Origin of the sequence: Pseudolysobacter antarcticus, assembly GCF_004168365.1 — a bacterium.
GTDB lineage: Bacteria > Pseudomonadota > Gammaproteobacteria > Xanthomonadales > Rhodanobacteraceae > Pseudolysobacter > Pseudolysobacter antarcticus.
This window is the reverse complement of the sequence record NZ_CP035704.1, coordinates 3,606,432-3,627,799: the sequence shown is the minus strand read 5'-3', so window position 1 is coordinate 3,627,799 and position 21,368 is coordinate 3,606,432. Positions and strand designations below refer to the sequence as shown.

At 58.7% G+C, this 21,368-nt stretch carries 18 protein-coding genes and 1 riboswitch; of the genes, 16 read left to right on the top strand and 2 right to left on the bottom strand.

The genetic code is table 11. The features are described from left to right. Positions 1-123: 123 nt before the first annotated feature. From ELE36_RS15540 to ELE36_RS15480, 14 genes are all read left to right on the top strand, one after another. Positions 124-390: a putative signal transducing protein gene (locus ELE36_RS15540; RefSeq protein WP_129836927.1), complete on the top strand. Its 267-nt coding sequence runs from the start codon at positions 124-126 to the stop codon at positions 388-390. Between the two features lie 93 nt (positions 391-483). Continuing rightward, positions 484-1,575: a quinolinate synthase NadA gene (nadA, locus tag ELE36_RS15535; protein WP_129834871.1), complete on the top strand. Its 1,092-nt coding sequence runs from the start codon at positions 484-486 to the stop codon at positions 1,573-1,575. Beyond that, on the top strand, positions 1,572-3,074 hold the full coding sequence (locus tag ELE36_RS15530) for an L-aspartate oxidase (protein WP_129834869.1): 1,503 nt from the start codon (positions 1,572-1,574) through the stop codon (positions 3,072-3,074). Before nadA ends, ELE36_RS15530 begins: the two co-directional genes overlap by 4 nt. Positions 3,075-3,185: 111 nt before the next feature. Further along, positions 3,186-3,845, top strand: a complete 660-nt coding sequence (locus ELE36_RS15525; RefSeq protein WP_129834867.1) for a glutathione S-transferase family protein — start codon at positions 3,186-3,188, stop codon at positions 3,843-3,845. Between the two features lie 4 nt (positions 3,846-3,849). Then, on the top strand, positions 3,850-4,767 hold the full coding sequence (locus tag ELE36_RS15520) for a DMT family transporter (RefSeq protein WP_129834865.1): 918 nt from the start codon (positions 3,850-3,852) through the stop codon (positions 4,765-4,767). After that, the gene (locus ELE36_RS20405) at positions 4,764-4,925 is read left to right on the top strand and encodes a hypothetical protein (protein ID WP_165371639.1); all 162 of its coding nucleotides are present in this window, start codon (positions 4,764-4,766) and stop codon (positions 4,923-4,925) included. Before ELE36_RS15520 ends, ELE36_RS20405 begins: the two co-directional genes overlap by 4 nt. A gap of 139 nt (positions 4,926-5,064) precedes the next feature. After that, positions 5,065-5,171: riboswitch (SAM riboswitch) on the top strand. A 65-nt stretch (positions 5,172-5,236) separates the two neighbouring features. Further along, the gene (locus ELE36_RS15515; RefSeq protein WP_129834863.1) at positions 5,237-6,268 is read left to right on the top strand and encodes an alpha/beta fold hydrolase; all 1,032 of its coding nucleotides are present in this window, start codon (positions 5,237-5,239) and stop codon (positions 6,266-6,268) included. Next, positions 6,265-7,455, top strand: a complete 1,191-nt coding sequence (gene metB, locus ELE36_RS15510; RefSeq protein WP_129834861.1) for a cystathionine gamma-synthase — start codon at positions 6,265-6,267, stop codon at positions 7,453-7,455. The genes ELE36_RS15515 and metB overlap by 4 nt, the downstream gene beginning before the upstream one ends. A gap of 241 nt (positions 7,456-7,696) precedes the next feature. Beyond that, complete coding sequence (locus ELE36_RS15505) at positions 7,697-10,468, top strand: beta strand repeat-containing protein (protein WP_129834859.1); 2,772 nt, start codon at positions 7,697-7,699, stop codon at positions 10,466-10,468. Positions 10,469-10,600: 132 nt separating this feature from the next. Further along, complete coding sequence (locus ELE36_RS15500) at positions 10,601-11,773, top strand: class I SAM-dependent methyltransferase (RefSeq protein ID WP_129834857.1); 1,173 nt, start codon at positions 10,601-10,603, stop codon at positions 11,771-11,773. Between the two features lie 471 nt (positions 11,774-12,244). Continuing rightward, positions 12,245-12,553, top strand: a complete 309-nt coding sequence (locus ELE36_RS15495) for a hypothetical protein (protein ID WP_207215795.1) — start codon at positions 12,245-12,247, stop codon at positions 12,551-12,553. Beyond that, positions 12,553-13,017: a BON domain-containing protein gene (locus ELE36_RS15490; protein WP_207215794.1), complete on the top strand. Its 465-nt coding sequence runs from the start codon at positions 12,553-12,555 to the stop codon at positions 13,015-13,017. The genes ELE36_RS15495 and ELE36_RS15490 overlap by 1 nt, the downstream gene beginning before the upstream one ends. 17 nt (positions 13,018-13,034) lie before the next feature. Continuing rightward, complete coding sequence (locus ELE36_RS15485) at positions 13,035-13,565, top strand: hypothetical protein (RefSeq protein WP_129834855.1); 531 nt, start codon at positions 13,035-13,037, stop codon at positions 13,563-13,565. A 301-nt stretch (positions 13,566-13,866) separates the two neighbouring features. Continuing rightward, positions 13,867-14,112: a DUF2630 family protein gene (locus tag ELE36_RS15480; RefSeq protein WP_129834853.1), complete on the top strand. Its 246-nt coding sequence runs from the start codon at positions 13,867-13,869 to the stop codon at positions 14,110-14,112. A gap of 126 nt (positions 14,113-14,238) precedes the next feature. Here ELE36_RS15480 and ELE36_RS15475 read toward each other — a convergent pair whose 3' ends face one another. Beyond that, the gene (locus tag ELE36_RS15475; protein ID WP_165371638.1) at positions 14,239-18,384 is read right to left on the bottom strand and encodes a S8 family serine peptidase; all 4,146 of its coding nucleotides are present in this window, start codon (positions 18,382-18,384) and stop codon (positions 14,239-14,241) included. Positions 18,385-18,657: 273 nt separating this feature from the next. Here ELE36_RS15475 and ELE36_RS15470 point away from each other — a divergent pair, with 273 nt between their 5' ends. Next, complete coding sequence (locus tag ELE36_RS15470) at positions 18,658-19,149, top strand: SRPBCC family protein (protein WP_165371637.1); 492 nt, start codon at positions 18,658-18,660, stop codon at positions 19,147-19,149. Further along, positions 19,150-19,995 carry a sterol desaturase family protein gene (locus ELE36_RS15465; RefSeq protein WP_129834847.1) on the top strand — a complete coding sequence of 282 codons (846 nt, stop codon included), beginning with the start codon at positions 19,150-19,152 and terminating at the stop codon, positions 19,993-19,995. On the opposite strand, the gene ELE36_RS15460 is transcribed toward ELE36_RS15465, so the two are convergent. Beyond that, positions 19,996-21,303 (bottom strand): acetamidase/formamidase family protein, encoded by a 1,308-nt coding sequence (locus ELE36_RS15460; RefSeq protein ID WP_129834845.1) that lies wholly within the window; start codon positions 21,301-21,303, stop codon positions 19,996-19,998. Positions 21,304-21,368 lie beyond the last annotated feature (65 nt).

Below are 21,368 nucleotides of genomic sequence, written 5' to 3'. Positions count from 1 at the left end.
TTTTTCCGTCGTGCGCAACGACGCATCTGCGGCTTGAGTAATCATGTGGGACAATTCGGTAACCTCATCAAGTTCGCGTTTGCGCATGCCAAGCCGGCATCGCGTTTTGCCTGGGAGCTCATTTTGAAAATTGTTTATCGAGCCGAAAATATCATCGATGCGCATCTGGTCAAAAACGCGCTGGAAGACGCCGGCATCCCGGCATTCGTGAGCGGTTATCACCTGACCGGCGCGATGGGTGAATTGCCGGTGGCCGATCTGGTCAACGTGATGATCGGCGAACATGATATCGAATTGGCCGAGCCGGTGGTGCGCGCGGTTGATGCGGCGTTGAGCGAAGCGCGAGGATCGCTCGACGAGGATTTCGACGGCATGCCGCAGCCTGCCTAAATACATTTGCCGCGAACGATTGGCGTGGTGTTTGACCGAGCTTATGCTCAGATGTAGCATATTGTTGTGCTCAATCTAAGCATAAGGGTATCGATGTCCGCATTTTCCGTTAGTGCTCCGCGTAAAAATCCGTCCGCGAACATTCCCGCGCTCGCACCCTATTCGCAGGCCCTGCATGAGTATTACGCGCCGCTGTACCAACGCGTGCAGGCGGTGATTCCGGCCATAGAATGGGCCGCGCATCTGCCGTATATCGACGCGATCAACCGGCTCAAGCGCGAACGTGGCGCGGTGATTCTTGCGCACAATTATCAGACGCCCGAGATCTTCCACACCGTTGCCGATTTCACGGGCGACTCGCTCGCACTCGCGCAATACGCCGCGCGCGCCGATGCCGCTGTCATCGTCCAGGCCGGCGTGCATTTCATGGCCGAGACGTCGAAGATTCTGAGTCCGGAAAAAACCGTGCTGATTCCCGATTTGCACGCGGGTTGTTCGCTCGCCAGCTCGATTACGGCAGCCGATGTGCGGCTGCTCAAGCAGCGTTATCCGGGCGTGCCGGTGGTGACGTATGTGAATACTTCCGCCGACGTCAAGGCCGAGACGGATATCTGCTGCACCTCGGGCAACGCGGTGCAGGTGGTGGAATCGCTGGGCGTGGATCGCGTGATTTTTATTCCCGATCAATATCTCGGCAAATACGTCGCGTCGAAAACCGGTGTCGAGCTGATCCTGTGGGCCGGCAGTTGCGAAGTGCATGAACGTTTTAGCGGCGCCGAATTGCGCGACTACCGTACGCAGCGCAGCAACCATGTCGATGGCGATATCCATATTCTGGCGCATCCCGAATGTCCGCCGGACGTGCTTGCTGAAGCGGATTTTGTCGGCTCGACTGCGGCGATGGTGGCGCATCTCGACAAGCAACGTCCGCGTCGTGTGGTGATGATTACCGAGTGCTCGATGAGTGACAACGTCGCGGTCGAATTTCCCGATATCGAATTTACGCGGCCATGCAATCTGTGTCCGCACATGAAACGAATCACCTTGCCGAAAATCTACGAAACGCTGCTGCATATGCGCCATGAGGTCACGGTCGATCCGGCCATCGCCGAGCGCGCACGGCGTGCTGTGGAAAACATGCTGTCGCTGTCATCCGCCAGCGCATTGCCGAAGATCAAGGTGTGAACGATCAGTTCGATATCGTCGTGATCGGCTCGGGTATCGCCGGCCTCACGACGGCACTCGCCGCCGCGCCGAAACGTGTCGCGCTGATCACGCGCGGCGCGTTTGCGCTCGATGGTTCCAGCTGCTGGGCGCAGGGCGGAATTGCCGCGGCGCTCGGCGACGACGATACGCCGCAATTGCATGCGCACGACACACTTGTTGCTGGGCAATATTTGAATGACCGCGGCGCCGTCGGTCGCCTGACCAGCGTCGCGCCGCAGACCGTGCGCTGGCTCGCGGCAATGGGCGCACGTTTCGATACGCGGGAAAATACGCGCCATGAAAAACGTTTTGTGCTCGGTCGCGAAGCCGCGCATTCGCGCGCGCGCATCGTGCACGCTGGCGGCGATGCCAGCGGTGCCGAGATCATGCGCGCGCTTGCGCAAGCGGTGCGCGAAGCCGCACACATCACCGTGCTCGAGCAAGCGCAAGCCACCGATTTGTTGACAACAAATGGGCGCGTAAGCGGGGTCGCAATACAACGTGCGCAAGGTAATTTTGCCGTCGCCACGTCCGCTGTCGTGCTGGCGACTGGCGGCATCGGCGCCTTGTATCGCTACACCACCAATCCATCGGCCGCCGACGGCTCCGGCATCGCCCTGGCGCTGCGCGCCGGCGCAGTTTTGAGTGATATGGAATTTGTGCAATTCCACCCAACCGCGCTCGCGCCGCGATCGGGTCACAGCGGACAATTGCCATTGCTCACCGAGGCGCTGCGCGGCGCTGGCGCCACCTTGATAAACGATACTGGCCGACGTTTTTTGCTCGCGCATTCGCCCGCTGCCGAGCTCGCGCCACGCGATGTCGTCGCGCGTGCGGTATGGGCCGAACTGGAGCGCGGCGGCCAGGTTTTTCTGGATGCACGCAAGGCTGTGGGCGCGACATTTCCGCAGCGTTTTCCGACCGTGTTTGCGGCGTGCCAGGCGCGTGGCATCGATCCGCGCGAGCAACCGATTCCGGTGGTGCCAGCCGAGCATTATCTGATGGGCGGCATTCGTGTCGATGAGCATGCCGAAACCCCGATCCCGGGGATCTATGCGGTCGGCGAGTGTGCCTGCAGTGGCGTGCATGGGGCGAATCGTCTCGCAAGTAATTCGCTGCTCGAAGGTCTCGTGTTTGGGCGCGAGCTGGGTGGCTATCTGGCGCGTATTAATTCATCAACGACATCACATGTTGCGGAATTTGCGGCGCGTAATATCGAGCCACCGACACTCGATCTTGTGCAGAAAATCGGCGATATCCTCTGGCGAAATGCCGGGCTGGTACGTGATGCGCAGGGTCTGTTTTCAGCGCGTGAGCAACTCGCGGCACTGCGGCACGATTGTGCCGAAGATGGGCAGGATGTGGATCGCATCCGCGTGGCGCAGAGTATCGTCGATGCCGCACTCGCGCGGCGCGACAGCATTGGCGCACATTATCGTCGCGACGCGGTCGCGGCAAACACAGCTGCCAACGGCTGAAATCGCGCGTCGCCGACAATACGATCCAGCGAAAATACAGGCGCTCTGCTAGGCTGTGGGTCTTGCTGCGGTTTCATTCGCGCGCGGCCGACCTGAATGGAATCCAGAGTAATGACCGATACACTTTCTCTCGTCATTGGCGACAAGAATCTTTCCTCGTGGTCGTTGCGGCCGTGGCTGGTATTGCGCCATTTCGGCATCACGTTCGACGAAGTGCGACTGCCGCTGGATACGCCGGAATTCCATCGCCGCATCCCGAGTTATTCGCCGAGCGGAAGGGTGCCGGTATTGCTGCATGGCGAGCTTGTGGTGTGGGATTCGCTGGCGATTCTCGAATATATCAACGAAACATTTCTGGTCGGCCGCGGCTGGCCGCGTGATGCCGCGGCGCGCGCCATCGCCCGTGCCGTCAGTGCCGAAATGCATTCGGGATTTGCTGCGTTGCGCACGCAGTTGCCGATGAATTGCCGGCTGCGCACCAAAGCGGTGCCGGATGCCAGTGCGCAGCGTGATATCGAACGAGTCGCGGCGTTGTGGCGTAATGCGCGCGAACGTTTTGGCGCGAGCGGTGCATTTCTGTTTGGCGATTTCTGTATCGCCGATGCGATGTTCGCGCCGGTCGTGGCGCGCTTCGTCAGTTACGGCATCGAGGTCGGCGTGATCGAGCGCGATTACATGAACGCCATTCTGTCGCTGCCCGCGATGAAGCGCTGGTTCGATGACGCCGCAGCAGAAGTCGCGGCGCCGGCACGTTCCAGCCGTAACATCTAGGCACATGCTCAAAGCCATCGATACACCGCGCGGCGCGTTCATCGCGATGTTGGTCGGCGCCGCGTTGATCAGCACTACCAGTATTTTTGTGCGTTACGCGCATGTTGCGCCGACCGTGTCGGCTTTTTATCGCATGGCTTTCGGCGGTGTCATGTTGCTGCTCGGTCTGCTTTCATTCGGGCGTTGGCGGCGCCTGCAATTACGCGATCTGGTCTGGCTGCTGTTGCCCGCGTTTTTGTTCGCGCTCGACCTGTTTATCTGGCATCGTAGTATTCACGATGTCGGCCCCGGTCTCGCCACGTTGCTTGGCAATTTCCAGGTGTTCGTGATGGCGCTAGCCGGCGTCTGGTTTTTTCACGAGCGACTCGGCTGGCGTTTTCTCGCGGGCGTCGGACTCGCGCTGCTTGGCTTGTGGTTGCTGGTCGGTTTGGATTGGTCGCATGCGAGCGGCGATTATCGGCGCGGTGTGATTCTCGGCATCGTCACCGGCATCGCCTACGCAGGTTACATGCTCGCCACGCGTTATGTGCAGAACGGCCGCGTTGTGCTCGATTCGGCGCAGCAGTTGTGTGTGACGTCGCTGTTGTGCGCGCTGATTCTGGCATTGACCATCGTCGTCGAGGGTGCGAGTTTTTCGATACCCGACGCGCAATCCTGGAGCGCGTTGCTCGGCCTTGGTCTGGTCGGGCAGGTGCTCGGTTGGTTGTTGCTGGTGCGTGCGATTCCGCAATTGCCGCCGTCGCTGGTCGGCCTGTTGTTGCTGTTGCAACCGAGTCTTTCGTTCGTGCTCGATGTGCTGCTGTTTCAACGCCCCACGGTCGCATTCGACTGGGTCGGTTTGACGTTATCCCTGCTCGGAATTTTCATCGGCACGTCGCGCAAGGCGCGTGTCGCGGTAGCTCCTGCCGCCGCCGTGGAGTGACCCTGTTTGGCCTGCGTGCGCATATTCGCGATGTCGCGAATATCCTGACGCCCGGCATCGTCTGCAAGAACATCGCGCCGAGGATCCTGCTGGAATTCCTTGATGCACGCTCGCGTTGGCCTGCCGCCACGCCGCTGCAGGCTCTGCAGCGTTATTGAACAACTGCGAAAACACCAAGTCCACAAACGTTTTGCGCCTTAATTTCGTCGTTCCAAATCTTCTCTCGAAAAATTCATTTAGCCGTCTAGACGTAAAAACGTCTTGACGTCCATTGTCTTTGGCGATAATCTGCAAAAAATCTCATCCAGACCAGCAGAGGGACAGGCCCGACGAAGCTGGGGCAACCGCCACTAATATGGCTGGTGCCAAATCCTGCGAGGCTTTATTGCCCCGAAAGATGAGAGCGCGCGATCAGCATCGATCGTGGTCTCTTGTTGTCGGGGTTTGCAGATAACAGCGAGGACGCCCGATGGCCGCCAGCTCTAGTCGATCCAGCTCCAGTCGATGTATTCCCAGTTTGTCTTCGGTCGTCGACGCCGAAGATTTTTCGCAGGACGGAATTCTTGCGTTGCCGAATCCGTTCAACCTGCACAGCGGCTCATCATTGCGCGATGCAAGTCTGGCGTGGACCAGCGTTGGACCCGCGCAAGCGCCGGTAGTGCTGGTCCTCGGCGGCATTTCCGCACACAGCCAATCGGCCGGTGCGCAAGGTTGGTGGCAGGCGCAATGCGGTGTCGGCAAGGCGCTTGATACGCGTCGTTTTCGGCTGCTCGGTATCGACTGGCTCGGCGGCTGCGATGCCTCGACCGGTGCGCGCGGCGATTCCGATTTTCCGCGCATCGATGCCCTCGATCAGGCGCATGCGATCCTCGCGCTGCTCAATCATCTCGGCATTCGCCGCGTGCATCTTGCGGTCGGTGCGTCATATGGCGGCTGCGTCGTTCAGCATCTCGCACGCCTGCTCGGGCCGGCGCGGCTGATCCGCGCCGTAATCATCAGCGCTGCCCAGCGCGCGAGTCAGTTTGGTCTGGCGATTCGCAGCCTGCAGCGTGCGATTGTGACGCAGGCGCGTGATGCCACCGAAGCGCTGAAACTCGCACGCCAGCTGGCGATGCTGAGTTATCGCACGCCGCAGGAACTGGAGCAGCGTTTTGCTGCGCAGCCGGCGGAGCAGGGCGTGCTCGCGTATCTGCGTCATCACGGCGAACGGTTTGTCGAACGTTTCGATCCGATTTCTTTTGCGCGTCTGAGCGAGTCGCTGGATGCACACAACATCGCGCCGCAAGATATCGCTGTGCCGACCACGCTGGTCGCGGTGCGCGAAGATTTATTGGTGCCGGTCGAGCAGTTGCGCGAGTTTGCCGCGTTGATCGCGGCGCCGTGCGAACTGGTCGAAATCAGTTCGTTGTACGGCCACGACGCGTTCCTCAAAGAACAATCCCAGATCGGCGCGGTATTGCGCCGCGCCCTCGCAAACACCACCGTTGGAGAAGTTGCATGAGCCGTTTTGATCCCGCCACGATTGCCGCGCGAGCCGGCGTTGATATCGATACGGCACACGGCGCGGTGATGCCGCCGATTTATCTTTCGACCAATTACAGTTTTGCGGGTTTTGGCAAAAAGCGCGCGTACGATTACACGCGCTCCGGCAATCCTACGCGTGATGTTCTAGCCGGTGCGCTGGCCGAACTCGAAGGCGGTGCGGGTGCGGTCATCACCGCATCCGGCATGGCTGCGATCACGCTGGTCACAGCACAACTCGATCGCGACGATCTGCTGGTGATTCCGCACGATTGCTACGGCGGCAGTTATCGTTTGTTCAAGGCGCAAGCAGCGCGTGGGCAATATCAACTCGCCATCGTCGATTTCCAGGATCGCAGCGCGTTGATCGAGATTCTCAAGCGCAAACCGAAACTGGTCTGGATCGAAACACCGAGCAATCCGCTGTTGCGTATCACCGATATTCGCGCGGTCGCGGCACTCGCGCACGCCGCCGGTGCGCAGGTGCTGGTCGACAATACTTTCCTCTCGCCGGCGTTGCAGCAGCCGATCGAACTCGGCGCCGATCTGGTCTTGCATTCGACCACGAAATATCTCAACGGCCATTCCGATGTGGTCGGCGGCGCCGTGGTCTGGGCCGATGCGGCGCAAGGCGAACAACTCACGTGGTGGGCGAATTGTCTGGGCCTGACTGGTTCGCCGTTCGACAGTTTCCTGACCTTGCGCGGCCTGCGCACGCTCGCGCCGCGCATTGCTGTGCATCAGGAAAATGCTCAGGCGCTAGCGACCTTGCTGGTCGCGCATCCGGCCGTGAGTCGCGTGCATTTTCCAGGCTTGTTGAATCATCCTGGACACGAACTCGCGAAGCGTCAGCAGCGCGGTTTTGGCGGCATGCTGAGTTTCGATCTGCGCGGTGGCGAAGAAGCCGCCGCGGCGTTCGTCGATGGTCTCAAGTTGTACACGCTGGCCGAATCGCTCGGCGGCGTCGAAAGCCTGGTCGCACATCCGGCGACGATGACGCATGCCTCGATGGATGCACCCGCGCGCGCGCGCGCCGGCATCGGCGATGGTTTGCTGCGTCTGTCGGTCGGCATCGAATCGGCGCAGGATCTGCTCACCGATTTGCGCGCCGGATTGGACCGCGCCGTGCAGTTTGAAAGCAGCCATCGCATCGCTGCGGTAGCCTGAGAAAATCGCCTGCGATCTGTCATCCGCGTCACCACCACCGGCCCTTATGGATAGTTGGGAATATCTCGCAGAACGGGGCAACGCGTGCATCCTGCAACGTTGCCTTGTGACCCGCGCCCATGCATACAATACCGCCCATGGCTCAGTCTTCAGCCTGACTGTTGCTGAGCCTTGGGAATCGGTTTTTGTCCGTGCCGATCAGCCCCATGAAAAACCACGGATGTGATTCAGGGGGCAATCCATGCAAGACAAGGCTACGGCGCGCACGCAGTTGCGCGATCCGATCCGGCATCGTATGCCGGCATTTTTACTCAGCGTTTTATTCAGCGTATCCGCGCTCGCCGCCGACACCACATTGACCGGCTCATCGCCTGCCAGCATCAGTGCCGGCAGTTCGGCGCAGACAATGAATTTTCCGGTCACGCGTACTGGCGATAAAACCTACGCCGTGCTGTTGAATTATCACACCGCGAATATCACCGCCAAGGCTGGCAAGGATTACAGCGCCAACGCCGGCAACATCCTGTTTGCCGCCGGCGCGAGCAGCGCCAATATTCCAGTCACGATATTGCCGGACTCCGGCAATCCGCCGTTCAATACGTTCAACCTGTTTTTGGATGGCGCGACGATCGGTTCGCCACCGACGTTCGCGACCCAGCAAATTTTCGCCGCAGGCGCCGCACCATACGCGATTCGCGCGGTCGATCTCAACGGCGACAGTCAACTCGATCTGATCGTAGCGAACAGTACATCGGGAAATATTTCGGTGCTGCTCAATACCTCCGCGGCGGGCGCGAGTACGCCAAGTTTTGCGGTGGCGCAGACGTTTGCCGTCGGCTCGAATCCGCGCGCGATCAGCATCGCCGATTTCAACGGCGACGGTTTGCCCGACATCGTTATCGCCAACTACGGCGGCAATACCGTCTCGGTGCTGCTCAATACCACCGTGCCTGGCACCTTGATCGCGAGCTTTGCCACACAGCAAACTTTTGCTACCGGCAGCAATCCGACATCGGTCGCGAGTGTGGACCTCAACGGCGACGGCAGGCCGGATCTGATCGTCGCGAATAACGGTTCGAATACTGTCTCGGTGCTGCTCAACACCACCGCGCCCGGCGCGGCCGCGCCGAGCTTTGCCACGCAGCAAACCTTCGCCAGCGCGGCTAATCCGATCAATGTGATCGCCAGCGATCTCAATGGCGATGGCAAGCCCGATATCATCGTCGCCAACAACGGCGCCAGCAGTGTTTCGGCGTTGCTCAATACCACCGTATCCGGCTCGACTACGCTAGCATTTACTGCGCAGACCAGCTTCGCCACGGGCAGCAATCCGGTCGCGGTCAGCACGGCGGATATCAACGGCGATGGCAAGCCCGATCTGATCGTCGTCAACAATTCGTCGAATACGGTCTCGGTATTGTTCAGCACCACGGCCGCTGGCGATACCGCGCCGAGTTTTGCCGCACAAAAGACTTTCGCCACCGAGGCGGGTCCCATTTCAGTCACCACGGCGGATGCCAACAGCGATGGCAAGCCCGATCTGGTCATCGCGAACAGCGGTGCAAATAGTCTGTCGGTGCTACTCAATCTCACCACGCCGGGCAGTGCCACGGCGAATTTTGCAGTGGAGCAAGCTTTCGCCGCTGGCGCCAATCCTGCGGCGGTGATCAGCGCCGACTTGAATGGCGATGGCAAGCTTGATCTGATTTCCGCCAACCTCGGCGACGATACAGTTTCGGTGGTGATGAACACGATGGTTTCGAGTGCCGTCTTGCCGAGTCTTGCGCCCAAGCAGGATTTTGCATCAGCGTTTGATCCGGTCGCACAAGGTCGTCCGGTCTATGTCACTACGGCGGATCTGAACGGCGACGGCAAGCCTGACCTGATTGTGTGTGATAGCGATAACTTCGGCGTTTTCCTCAATGCCACGATCCCCGGCAGTGCAACCGCCACGTATGGTGGACGGCAGATTTTTACCACCGGCAACAACAGCGAAACAATTGCCATTGCCGATGTCAACGGGGATGGCAAGCTTGACCTGCTGGTTAGTGCGCGCGATGCCAATCAGATCTGGTTGTTCATGAACACCACGGCCGCCGGAGCCGGGGTGGTGAGCTTTGCAACGCCACAAACATTTGCGACCGGGACGGATCCGCGTTCGATCATCAGCCTCGACATCAATGGCGATGGCAAGCCCGATCTGATTGCCGCCAATCGCAATTCCAACACGATTTCGGTCTTGCTCAATACCACCGCCACTGGTGCCACGACCGGCAGTTTCGCCACGCAACAAACATTCGCCACGGGCACATCGCCGATCTGGGTTGCTGCGGCGGACGTCAACCGGGATGGCAAGCCGGATTTGGTCGTCGCCAACAATACCAGCGTCGGTACGATGTCGGTCTTGCTCAATACCACCGCGCCGGGTGCGACGACTGTGAGCTTTGCCACGCAACAGGTATTTGCGGCGGGGTTCTATCCGCAGAACATCTCCACTGCGGATATCAATGGCGACGGCAAGTCCGATGTGATCGTCGCCAATCCCGGTTCAAGTACGGCGTCGGTATCGGTGTTGCTCAATACCACCGCAGCCGGCTCGGCCATAGCGACGTTCTCCGCGCAGCAATCATTTGCCGCAAACCAGTCTGCTTACGCAGTAACTCCTACCGATTTGAATGGTGATGGCAAGCCCGACCTGATCGTGGCGAATATAGGCTTCATCACGCCGGGATCGATATCGATATTGCGCAATACCACTGTACCGGGTGCCACGACCGCCAGCTTCGCCACACAGCAAGCGGTGACCGCCGGCGTAAGTACTTTTTCGACCGCGGTGGCTGATCTGAACGGCGATGGCAAACCCGATATCGTGACAGCGAATTATCAAGACAAGTCGCTCTCGGTATTGTTGAACGCGCCGTATCAGATCCTGATCGGCGGCAGCACACCGGTGGGCACTATTGCCCACGATATTATCTACATCGACGGATTCGGATTTTCGCCAGCGAATTAGCGCAAGTTTGGTGTAGCGCTCGGATCGACCCATCGCGCATCTTGATGATGTGCGATGGGTCGTGTGGATTTGCTTGCTCATGTCGAGCGCGCGCCCTAGCATCGCGGATTTCCTTCGCCAGAATTCGTGACCATGAATGCAACGGAATTGTTTTTGCTGGAGCAATCCAGAACTGTCTGCGCGAGCACTGAATTCAAAGCCGCAGTATTGTCTTGCTGCCCGCAGCTGCCCGGAAAAATCGATGCCGAAGACTTGAACACGACGATCCATTCCAACGATCAAATGTTCACGCATTCGCTGCAGCATCATCAGGTTGCGGGCGCGGCGCAGAGTCAGTATTTCAATATCTCGCTGCAGCAATTCAGCGCGATGCGACAAATCCAGCAGCATTTTTTCGGCAGCAACAACGACGATGTCAAAGTGCTGGATTTTGCGTGCGGTTATGGACGACTGCTGCGTTTTCTCAGCCTTGCGATGCCGCGCGAAAATTTGTTTGCATCCGAATTGCAGGCGGATGCGCTGGTGTTTGTCACGCACGAATTCGGCGTGACCGGTTTGCCGTCACATGCTGATCCAGAGCAATTTCAGCCCGGCAAAAATTTCGATTTCATTTGGGTCGCCTCGTTGTTTTCGCATCTGCCGGAGAGTTTGTTCGATGCGTGGCTGGCACGATTGATCGACGTGCTAACACCGAATGGCGTGCTGTGTTTCAGCGTGCGCGACAGCAGTCTGCTGGCCGGAAATACGCTCATGCCGGAGTCGGGAATCGTGTACGAAACCCGCAGTGAAAACGCCGATCTCGATACCGATATTTACGGCACGGCCTATGCCAGCGAAACTTTCGTCGCGCAGTCATTGCGCCGCGCGCTCGGTCATGAGCAACCGTATTTCCGCCTGCGCAAGGCATTGGCGCAGGAACAGGATCTGTACATTGTCGCGAAAGATCCGACGCGCGATCTTTCAGGACTGCACGAGTTTCGTCGTGGCGCATGGGGTTGGGTCGATGTGCGAACGCTTTCATCATCCGGTGAATTGCGTTTGCAGGGCTGGGCCGGATCGCTCGACGACGGTGCTTTGGGCAGCGTCGAGATTATCGTCAACGGCACGCGGCATCATTGCCCGATCGACATAGTTCGCGAAGACGTCAGCGAAGCATTCGCCGACGATCGCCTGAAAAAATCAGGTTGGGATTTTCGCTGCGAACTCGGCGCAGAGACAAAACAAGCCTGGCTGGAAGTCACCGCACAAACCGCGCGTGGCGAACGCGCGTTGTTGTATGTCGGCGCGATCAGGGCTGGTGATTAGTTTGGCGCCGTCAGATTAATCACCCAAGCGATACGACGATACCTGTTGCAAACAACGGACTAGGCGCGCCCGGCTAGGACGCGCGTTGCAGTTTACCGTTGACTCGCCATAATTTCGTGCGGGACTTTCCCTTCGCCCAAGTGTCGTTTAGATTGATCCATCGAGACCCACAATCGCACTGCAGGCGCGCAGAGAAGGGCGAGTTTCGCTAAAGGAGATCGCTCCCCAGATACCGCTGCGGGCAGCCGATAGACGGTCGCCGGGAGCGCCATCGTAGAGCTGCGTCGATTGCCAACCAAGGCAGGCGCACTTCTTTCAATTTGCATGAGATAAAACAGCTGCTCTCGGCACTTTACCCGGCGAGAAAACGCTGCCAGCCAATCCCCACAACGATTTTCTGATTGGCACGCCCCGTGCTGTATGACTCCTGCGTCGCTGTTGTCAGCGACTTTTTTTGTAGGAGTAGTAGTCATGAATCAGAAAAACAGCAGCGCGCCGCAGATCAAGGCGGCGACCAAACCCGAACAAGACGATGCATCGCGCGGCACGCAGGCGGCATCGAGCGAGCTGTCGCATTCGCAGCATCATGAAAAGGCTGCCGAGCATCATCAGCACGCGGCCGATCATCACAAGGAAGCCGCCAAACAGTACGGCGCCGGCGACGATGCCAAGGGTGCACATCACGCCCATGTTGCGAGCGGTCACGGCTTGCTGGCCAAGCAGCATGCCTACGAAGCGAACATGCATTTTTCGAAAAAGCACGGCGCCAAGCGGCACTGATGCGCTTTCAGTATTTATTTCTTTACCTTGCAACTATCGACGAGAGAAATCCCATGCGTAGAAAATTCAATTCCGTCCACCTGGCCGCATCGCTGGTTTTGCTGGCGATGTCAGGCACCGCCGCCATGGCGCAACAAACGCCGCCAGCGGCGGCACCTGTCACGTCGACTGCTGCGGACAATACCCGGCTGAATACCCGCGACAAATCCGCCGACACGATGACGCCTACCGACCAGCCGAACAACAGTGCGGACATCAAGGTCGCAGCCGCTGTGCGTAGCTCGATCGTCAATGAGAAATCGCTGTCGACGCTGGCACACAACGTGAAGTTGGTGGCAGCTGCAGGCGTGGTAACGCTCCGTGGCCCGGTCGCGAGTGCGGACGAAAAAATCAAGGTAGGCAAATTGGCTGCGGGCGTTTCTGGCGTTTCGCAGGTGAATAACGAGTTGGACATCAAACAATAAATCAGCAGGAGATAACCATGAAAGCATCTGTATATTGCACCACCAAAACCATCGGCCAAGCCGAGAGCATCGTCGACGAACTCAAGCTCGCCGGATTCACAAATAATGATATTTCCGCGCTGTTGCCGGATAAACGCGGCACCAAGGATTTTGCACACGAGCACAACACCAAGGCGCCGGAAGGCGCGACCGCAGGCGGTGTTGCTGGCTTGGGCGTGGGTGCCGCGCTGGGTTGGCTCGCGGGCATCGGATCGCTCGCGATTCCGGGCGTTGGCCCGTTCATCGCCGCGGGTCCGATCATGGCCGCACTCGGTGGCGCTGCAGTAGGTACGGCTGCTGGCGGCGTGATCGGTGCGCTGGTCGGAATGGGCATTCCCGAATTCGAAGCAAAACGCTACGACGAGAAGATCAAGACCGGCAACATTCTGATCTCGGTGCATACCGAAGACAGCAAGCAGCTTGATATCGCCAAGGATATTTTCAAGCGCAATCACGCTGACGATATCTCGACCGGATCCGAAGCCAAAGCGCCTGCTGCTGCGGCGTAATCAGTCGTAAATGTAACGGAGACCGGGTTTTCCCCGGTCTCTCTTTCTTCGTCCAGATCGCTGTGCAAGAAATCGTGCGCGGTGGATTTTGTGCGCGACGCGTTTGGCCAACTGAAAGCTATCGCTGCAGATGCGGGCGGAGTGGCACTGCTGAAAAAAGCTGATGTCAAATCTGGCGCCGGTGTGTTCGATATGACCCAGCCCAAAGAATTCGCCGCTGCCGGAAGACACGTCAGTGGGATCGAGAAAAATCCGTTCGTGTTTTGGCGTAAGCTGAAACGTCAACCAACGAGGAAACATGATGGACAAGCAGGATCCCGATTCTTACGTGCTCGCGCACATCGGCAAGCTCGTGGCTGAGGAAGATCGTCTGCATTCGAGCGGCGAAATGTCCGATGCCGATCGCCAGCGTCTGGTCCATATCGGCGTGCAATTGGATCAAAGCTGGGATCTGCTGCGCCAGCGCCGCGCGCGACGCGAGTTCGGCGGCGATGTGCACGATGCCACGCTTCGTCCCGCGGAAGTCGTCGAGAAATATCAGCCATAGCGCAGATTCGCCAGGCGCGATTATCGAGTAACGGAAACGGAGTTGTTCGCGTCATAGCCTCGCGATAAAACTTGCATCGATCCGGCTGACTTTTGTTTCAGCCGGATCCATATATTTCGCGAAAAATCAGCTCAGGCCGATCATTCGATCCTCGCGCCGCCGCCGCAGATGCAGCATCGCGGCGGTGCCAAACAACATTAGGCTGGTCAGAGTCAAGGTCCAGATCGACGAGGCCGGAATCGCTGATGGCGCTTGCGCTAAGGCCGCCACGGTGAAGACGGTCGGCTGACCGGTGTTGCCGGGCGCGCTTGTCAACACGGTGGTTTCGTTGCTGCCGTTGCCGTCAGCGTCATAACTCGCTGAGCCTTGATTGCTGATGATTTGGCCGGCGGTGCCCGCAGCGATGGTTGCGGGAATCGTGATCGTGATCGAACCACCTGCTGGAATGCTTCCGTTCCAGGTCACCGGATTGACGCTCGCGGCGGATACGGTGCCAGAGCTCGCTGTTGGCGTACCCACGGTCAATCCCGCAGGCAGCATGTCGCTGAACTCATTGCCGGCATTGTCCGGCTGTGCTGCCGTGCCGGAGTTGGTCAAAGTAATCGTGTAGATGACCGTGCCGCCGGCAAGCCGATTGCCTCCCGAGATAGTCTTGGTGGCACTAATCACCGGGGCTGGCGGAGCAAACACGACGAACGAAGTGGGATCATTGGTACCGGGTAGTGAGGGATCGTCCGTGGTCGTGGTCGATTCGTTGATGCCTACGCTGTTGGCATCGAAGTGGACGGTGCCCTGGTTGGTGATCGTCTGGCCGGTGGTGTTCGCGGCGATGGTCGCCGGAATGATAATGTTGACCCCGCCGCCGGCAGGAATGACGCCGTTCCACGATACCGTCGAGCCGACTACTGAGGCAGTACCCGAGCTTGCTGTGACCGTACCTGCGCTAAGTTGTGCAGGCAGCACGTCGGTGAACTCGTCGCCAGCGTTGTCTGGCTGGGTACCCGTGCCGGAATTGGTCAGGGTCACGACGTAGGTCACGCTGCCACCGGAAGTCTGGTCACCTGAGACGATTTGTTTGGTCGCATTGATCAACGGGAAAGTCGGCGTAAGCACGACAAACGATGTCGGATCGGCGGTTCCGCCAACTGATGGGTCATCGGTCAGCACGGCGGTCTCGTTGGTACCGTTGCCATCGGCATCGACGTTTATAGTGCCCTGATTCGTGATGGTCTGACCTGCCGTGCCAGTCGCGATGGTTGCCGGGATCGTGATACTCATCGAATTATTCGCCGGGATGAAACCGTTCCAGGTCACCGGATTTATGCCTGGTGCCGATATCGTGCCGGTGTTTGCAGTGGGCGTGCCCACGATAAGGCCGGCCGGCAAAAGATCAGTGAATTCAGCTCCGGCATTGTCCAGTTGCGTCGCATTACCTGAATTGGTCAGCACGATGGTGTAGATCACGCTGCCACCGGCAACCTTGGAGCCGCTCAAAATGGCCATACTGCCGGTGATCACGGGTGCAGCCACGGGCGCGTTACATACCGCAGGCGTGACTGTCACCGAAAACGCGCGAATATTGCCGGTATCGCTGGCGAAGAAATCCTGCGCCTGCAAATTCCATGTGCCGTTCGGATTCTGGCCGCGCATTGCCGACAATGGCGAATTTGGTGCAAATGTGCCGGTAAACGGGGCTTGTGCAGTTACCACGGACTGGATACTCGTGGCGCCAGTGTCGTCGAGTATGGTCTGGCACATATTGTTGCCGCTGCCATCGGTATTATTGACTACGAGCACCGAAGTGGCAGCGGGCGAGGTCAGCGTAATCCTCAGATCATTGATAAAGGAATGATCGATGCCGACCGTGGTAGAGCCCGCCGTGGCGCTGCATGCGCTGCCATCGATGCTCAGGACGGTGGAATAAATGTTGCCGCTGATGCCGGAAATAGCCAACGGCGCGATTGCGGGGGCGCCAGGCGCACTACCCGACAGATCGGCCGCGTCCGGAATTGGCACGACCGTGCCGGCATACGTGGTAGTTATCGGTGCGCCCGGGGCACCACTCTGAATGCTGAAATTGAACGTCACCGGAGTTGCGCTTTCAGCGTACGTAACCGTGAGCGTGAAATCGAGCATGCCGCCGCACGGTGCCGTGCTGCCAAGCTTGAATGCGAATGGCGTCGTGTTGTTTGCCGTGCCTGCGGGCGCGATATCCGCATAGGCCGAAGTACCGCTGACGATACTCACCCCGGGAGTCGCCGAGCTAAGGACCGCACTTACCGCGGTCGCCGACATCGCGCCGCTATTGGTCAGCGGCACACTTAGCGCCCAGGTTTCGTTGGGCTCCACATAGGCATCGCCATCACCAATGATCTGAGTTTTTACCGCTGTGCCTGCGCTAAGAGAAACGGCCTGTGCGGCGCCGGCGGCTTGCAGCGCGGCATGTGCCATGACGATTCCTGCACCGGTATCGCGATCGACTCCCGCCGTCTGGATATCGATCGCCGAGCTGATCAGCGCGGTGCGAATTTGTGCCGGTGTCGCGGCCGGCACGGCCGACTTGATCAGCGCCGCGATGGCGGCAGCGTGTGGTGCAGCTGCCGATGTACCGAAAAACGGGCTGTAACCCGGCGATGCCGTCGCGACACCATCAGCCGCTGTGATATCCGGCTTCTGACGGACCACGCCACCAGTGCTGGTGCGATTTCCCGGCGTGAGTTCAGCGCCAGTAGTATCCAGCAGAATTCGGCGTGGGCCATCCGAGGTAAAGCTCTCGCTCACATTGGCGGCGGTGAACAGGCCGGGGTAGGGACCGGCTGGCGAGATACCATCGGCTGATGTTGCAACCGGTGTTGCTGCGACACTGAAGGCATCGACCGCGCTGCTATGACCGCGCGTCGCGCCGCTGGTCGCCAGCGTAGCGTCGAGCTTTCCTTTTAACACCGCCAAGTTGAACATCGGCGTGCTGGAGGTTATTCCTGCGGCGAACTTGTCGATCAACAGACGTTCGCCCGCAAACGTGCCACCGCTGATGATCTCGATCGCGCGGTCGTCGCCGCCCACGCCGTCCTGGGTATTTGTGCTCGCGTCGAAAATGGTCGTGAGGCCACCATCCATATCGTAAAGATCGTAATCGGTAGAGGCAACTCCGCCACTCAGATCGTAGTGCTCCGCCCATGTCAGCACCGGCGTGCCGGCGGCAGTCACGAGAATCGAGTTACCTCCATCACCGAAGTTGTGCAGGTTTGCACCAGCCAATGGCGCGGGATCTGAAGCGGCGGTGGCGAGAAAATCGCCTTCCCAAGTGCTTGATGTTGCAGCGTCCTTGTTGCCGTTGTCGCCCGCCGCGGAAAAATAAATAACGCCGGCTGCTGTCGCCGCATTTACGGCCTGAGCCAGCGGTCCATCTTCGAACGGTGATTCATCCAGATAATCGACATCATCGACGATGACGTTGCAGCCGGCAGTAACCAAGCTCGCGATATTGGTGGCAAAGGTTGCTTCGTCGGTTGTTCCTGTCGCGAAGCCCAGCGCTGCCCCGGGGGCCAGGTCATGAACTATCTCGAGCATGGCCGAGCCTTCATCACCTGAGCCCGCCTGGCCCGGCAATACATCTACTACCGCTGGCAGATCGCCGCTCGCTTGCAACGTGGCAAGCGAGTTGACGCCATCCGAAAGCACACATACCTTGACCCCCGCACCGGTGACACCAAAATAACCACGGGCTTCGTTCGCGCCGTGCGTCAGATCGCCTTCGGAAGTATTCACCGCCTGCGTCATTCCCGGAATTGCCTGCCGAATCGTGCGTACTTGCGCAATCGCCGCCAGCGCATCGAGATTCTGCATGGCCACGCGTGCAGTGACGGTGTGGTAGGCATAACTCTTGGCCTTGACTACATCGCCCAGAGAGTCCAGCAAATTCAGAACCGGCTTTACGCCATCGGCGCCGCTGAGCAAAATGTTGACTGCCACACGGCCGTCGGCTTCAGGTTTGACGAAGCGAAAATCGGTGAGCGTGGCGAGGCGGCTATCCGAGCGTTGATGAAGCAGCCCGAGATAGAGGCGAGAATCGATTTTGTTCTGCTGCGGACTTTTCGTCGTTTTGATCGACTTCAGCGCCTGCATCTGTGCGGCAGCGCGCGGCCCGATTTTTGGCTGCGCGGCCTCAGTGGCGAGAGAACTTGCAGGAGAAAACAAAACCAGCGACAACATCAGTGTTGTCAGAGAAAACAGCCAAGCGCGTGGCGCCTGGAATAGTCGAAGTTCAAACATGACCCACCCCTCGTTGCGACCGTTATCGGGAAGCATTCGGATGGCTCATGCTGCGATGTGACGCATCAAATCGCTACGCCTGACTCATCCATTTAGACCCCCAATGCTGCAAACTAGTCAGGCGGCAGTGCCAAGTCAAGCCAAGGTTTTTGCGAGCGGGGGTGTCGTCGCACGTCGACCTGCCATGTCAGGCTTTATCTACAGGCAATTGATATGCCGCAGTTTCAGCGGCCCCGCTGGACGCAGAAAACCGAATCGGCCAGACTCTGCCGCATGCAGATCGAATGTCACGCCGAAAAAATATTCCGCAGCGATGTAGAGACCGCGTTCGATCTGATCGTCGATTCGAAGCGGTTTCCCGGCACGTTTGTCGGCTATGGATTGATCCCGTCGATCCGTGCGATCGTGCTGGAAACCCCGCTCACGGTCGGTGCGGTTCGGCGCATTCACAATAGCGATGGCAGCGTGCTGACCGAACATGTCACGGTGCTCGATGCACCGACTCGGCATGCTTATGTATTGAGCGGTTTTCGTGCGCCATTTGCGTGGCTGGTGAACAAGGGCGAGGCGGATTGGCTGGTCTCCGCGGCGGAATCTGATTGCATGGTGCGCTGGTCTTACACCTTCACCCTGACCAGCAGCTTGATCTATCCGCTGGCAACATTGCTGCTACGAGTTTTCATGCAGCGCGCGATGCAACGTTGCCTCGACAACATGGCAAATTTGCTCGCTGGCTCCGCCGCAAATCCTTCGGCGAGCGCGTAAATGGAAAGCTGGATTCTGCTTGCGCTGGGGCCGGTGTTTCTCGGTTTCATCGCGTGGGAAGCGTGGTACTGGAAAGATCGCCGCGCGGTTTACAGCCTCAAGGATACGGCGTCCAACGCTGCGCTCGCGCTGATGCATCAGGCCGCCGATGCGCTAGCGTGGTTGGCGGTGATCGGCATTTATGCGTGGGTGTATCAGTATCGACTGTTCGATTTTCCGGCGTCGTTCTGGAGTATCGTGGCGTTATTTGTGGCGCAGGATTTTTTCTACTATTTTTTTCATCGTGCGAGTCATCGCATCCGTTGGATGTGGGCGTCGCATGTTACCCATCATTCGTCTGAACGCTTGAACCTGTCGACCGCGTTTCGTCAGAGTCTCACTTATCCGATTTCCGGCATGTGGCTATTCTGGCTGCCGCTCGCGCTGATCGGGTTTGCGCCGAAAAACATCATCGTCGTGGTCGCGATCAATCTTGCCTTCCAGTTTTTCGTGCACACCGAAGCGGTGCGCAAACTCGGCTGGCTGGAATATGTTTTCAACACGCCATCGCACCATCGCGTCCATCACGCGCGCAACCCGAAATACATCGATCGCAACTACGCCGGCGTGCTGATCATCTGGGACAAATTGTTCGGCAGTTTCGTTGCCGAAGATCCCGATGTACCTTGCGAATACGGCATCGTGCAGCCGATCCATTCACACAATCCACTGCGTCTGACGTTTCATGAGTGGATCGCGATGTTTCGCGATTTTGCGCGACCGCAAACTTTTGCATCACGCCTCAAGCAATTGTTCGGACCGCCGGAGCGCGCGCACGCCGAGCTGAATTCGCCACCGCACGATTGATTATCGGTTGATCGTTGCCAACTGCGCGAGTCGCGTCTTGTCGATTTTTGCAACCATACCAACACTGCGACCGGCAAGATTTGCCACCGCATAATGCACCGAGCTGCCCAGCACTTCGGCACACTCCGCAAGGCTCAAATCGTAATCCTGTTGCAGCCACTGGATCATGCCGGTAGTTGCTGCGCGCAACGCGTCGTCGAGCGAACCGGCCTGACCCAGCACCATGATCTGCGTCGGCGATTCCGCGCGCGGTGTGTTGATGGCCTTGCCACCATGCACGACATCGACACTGAACACTACATCCATCGATGTCTCCAGCGCGTATTGCGAGGTTTCGCCATCACCCTGCAACGCATGGGCATCGCCGAGATACAGCAACGCGCCGGGTTGGAAAACTGGCAGGTAAATAGTGTTGCCTTCGATCACGTCGTTCCAGTCCATATTGCCGCCGAAACGTCCGGTGTCTCCGGTTGAAATCGCTGCGGAGCCGAACCCCGGCGCGACTGCCAGCCCGCCGAGCATGGGCCGGATCGGCACGACAAAATTGCGCAAATGATTGATCGCATTTTCAATGCTGGCGAGGCCGCGTTCGCGGTCGAGTTTCCAACGTACAGGTTTGCCCAGATCACTGGCTTTGGCAGCAAGGCTGGCGCCCAGCGCGTGGCCGACGATGCTGTCGAGGCTGTCGGCGTAATCGCGATTCAGGCGTAGTCGCTTGAGCTTGATCACCAAGGTATCGCCCGGCGCGGCACCCGCGATATAAAACGGCCCGGTCTGCGGGTTGCCGAAAAGCGCGCGCGTAGTGCCGTGTTCATCGACGCCGCCGGAATCGACGGTGCTGGTGTGCACCGTATCGCCGGGCCATACCGTCAGCACCGGTTTGCGGTGCGGTGAAAATTCGTTGGAATAATCCTTCGGTTTGAACTCGATCTGCCGCGCTTGCCCGGCTGGTCGTGGCGGGATCATGCGTGCGATAAACGCATGGTTCACGCGCGTTTTTGTATTATTGCTGTCTGGATAATCCGCCGTGCCGGTGATGTTGTCGCCACTGTGTTTGCCGGTGAAGACGTAGATTGCATGACTGCTGTCGGTGACGACAAAATGCAAGGCATCGCCGACACGTTGACCTTCGAGTTTATCGCCATCGAATGTGCCAACCAGTCGATCGCCATCACGATCGAGTTCGAGCATCTGATAACTCGGATTGCCCCATAGCTCGGTCGTGACCAGCCAACTTTCGTGCGTGCTGGCGTGGGCGAAAGGCGCTGCGATCGTGCAAAGGAAAAATAACGCGGTACGCTTGCGCATTGTGTTTCTCATCAAAGGGTTTAAGGCATGGATGCGAAGTGGCGACAAACCGTCGCACGGCAAAG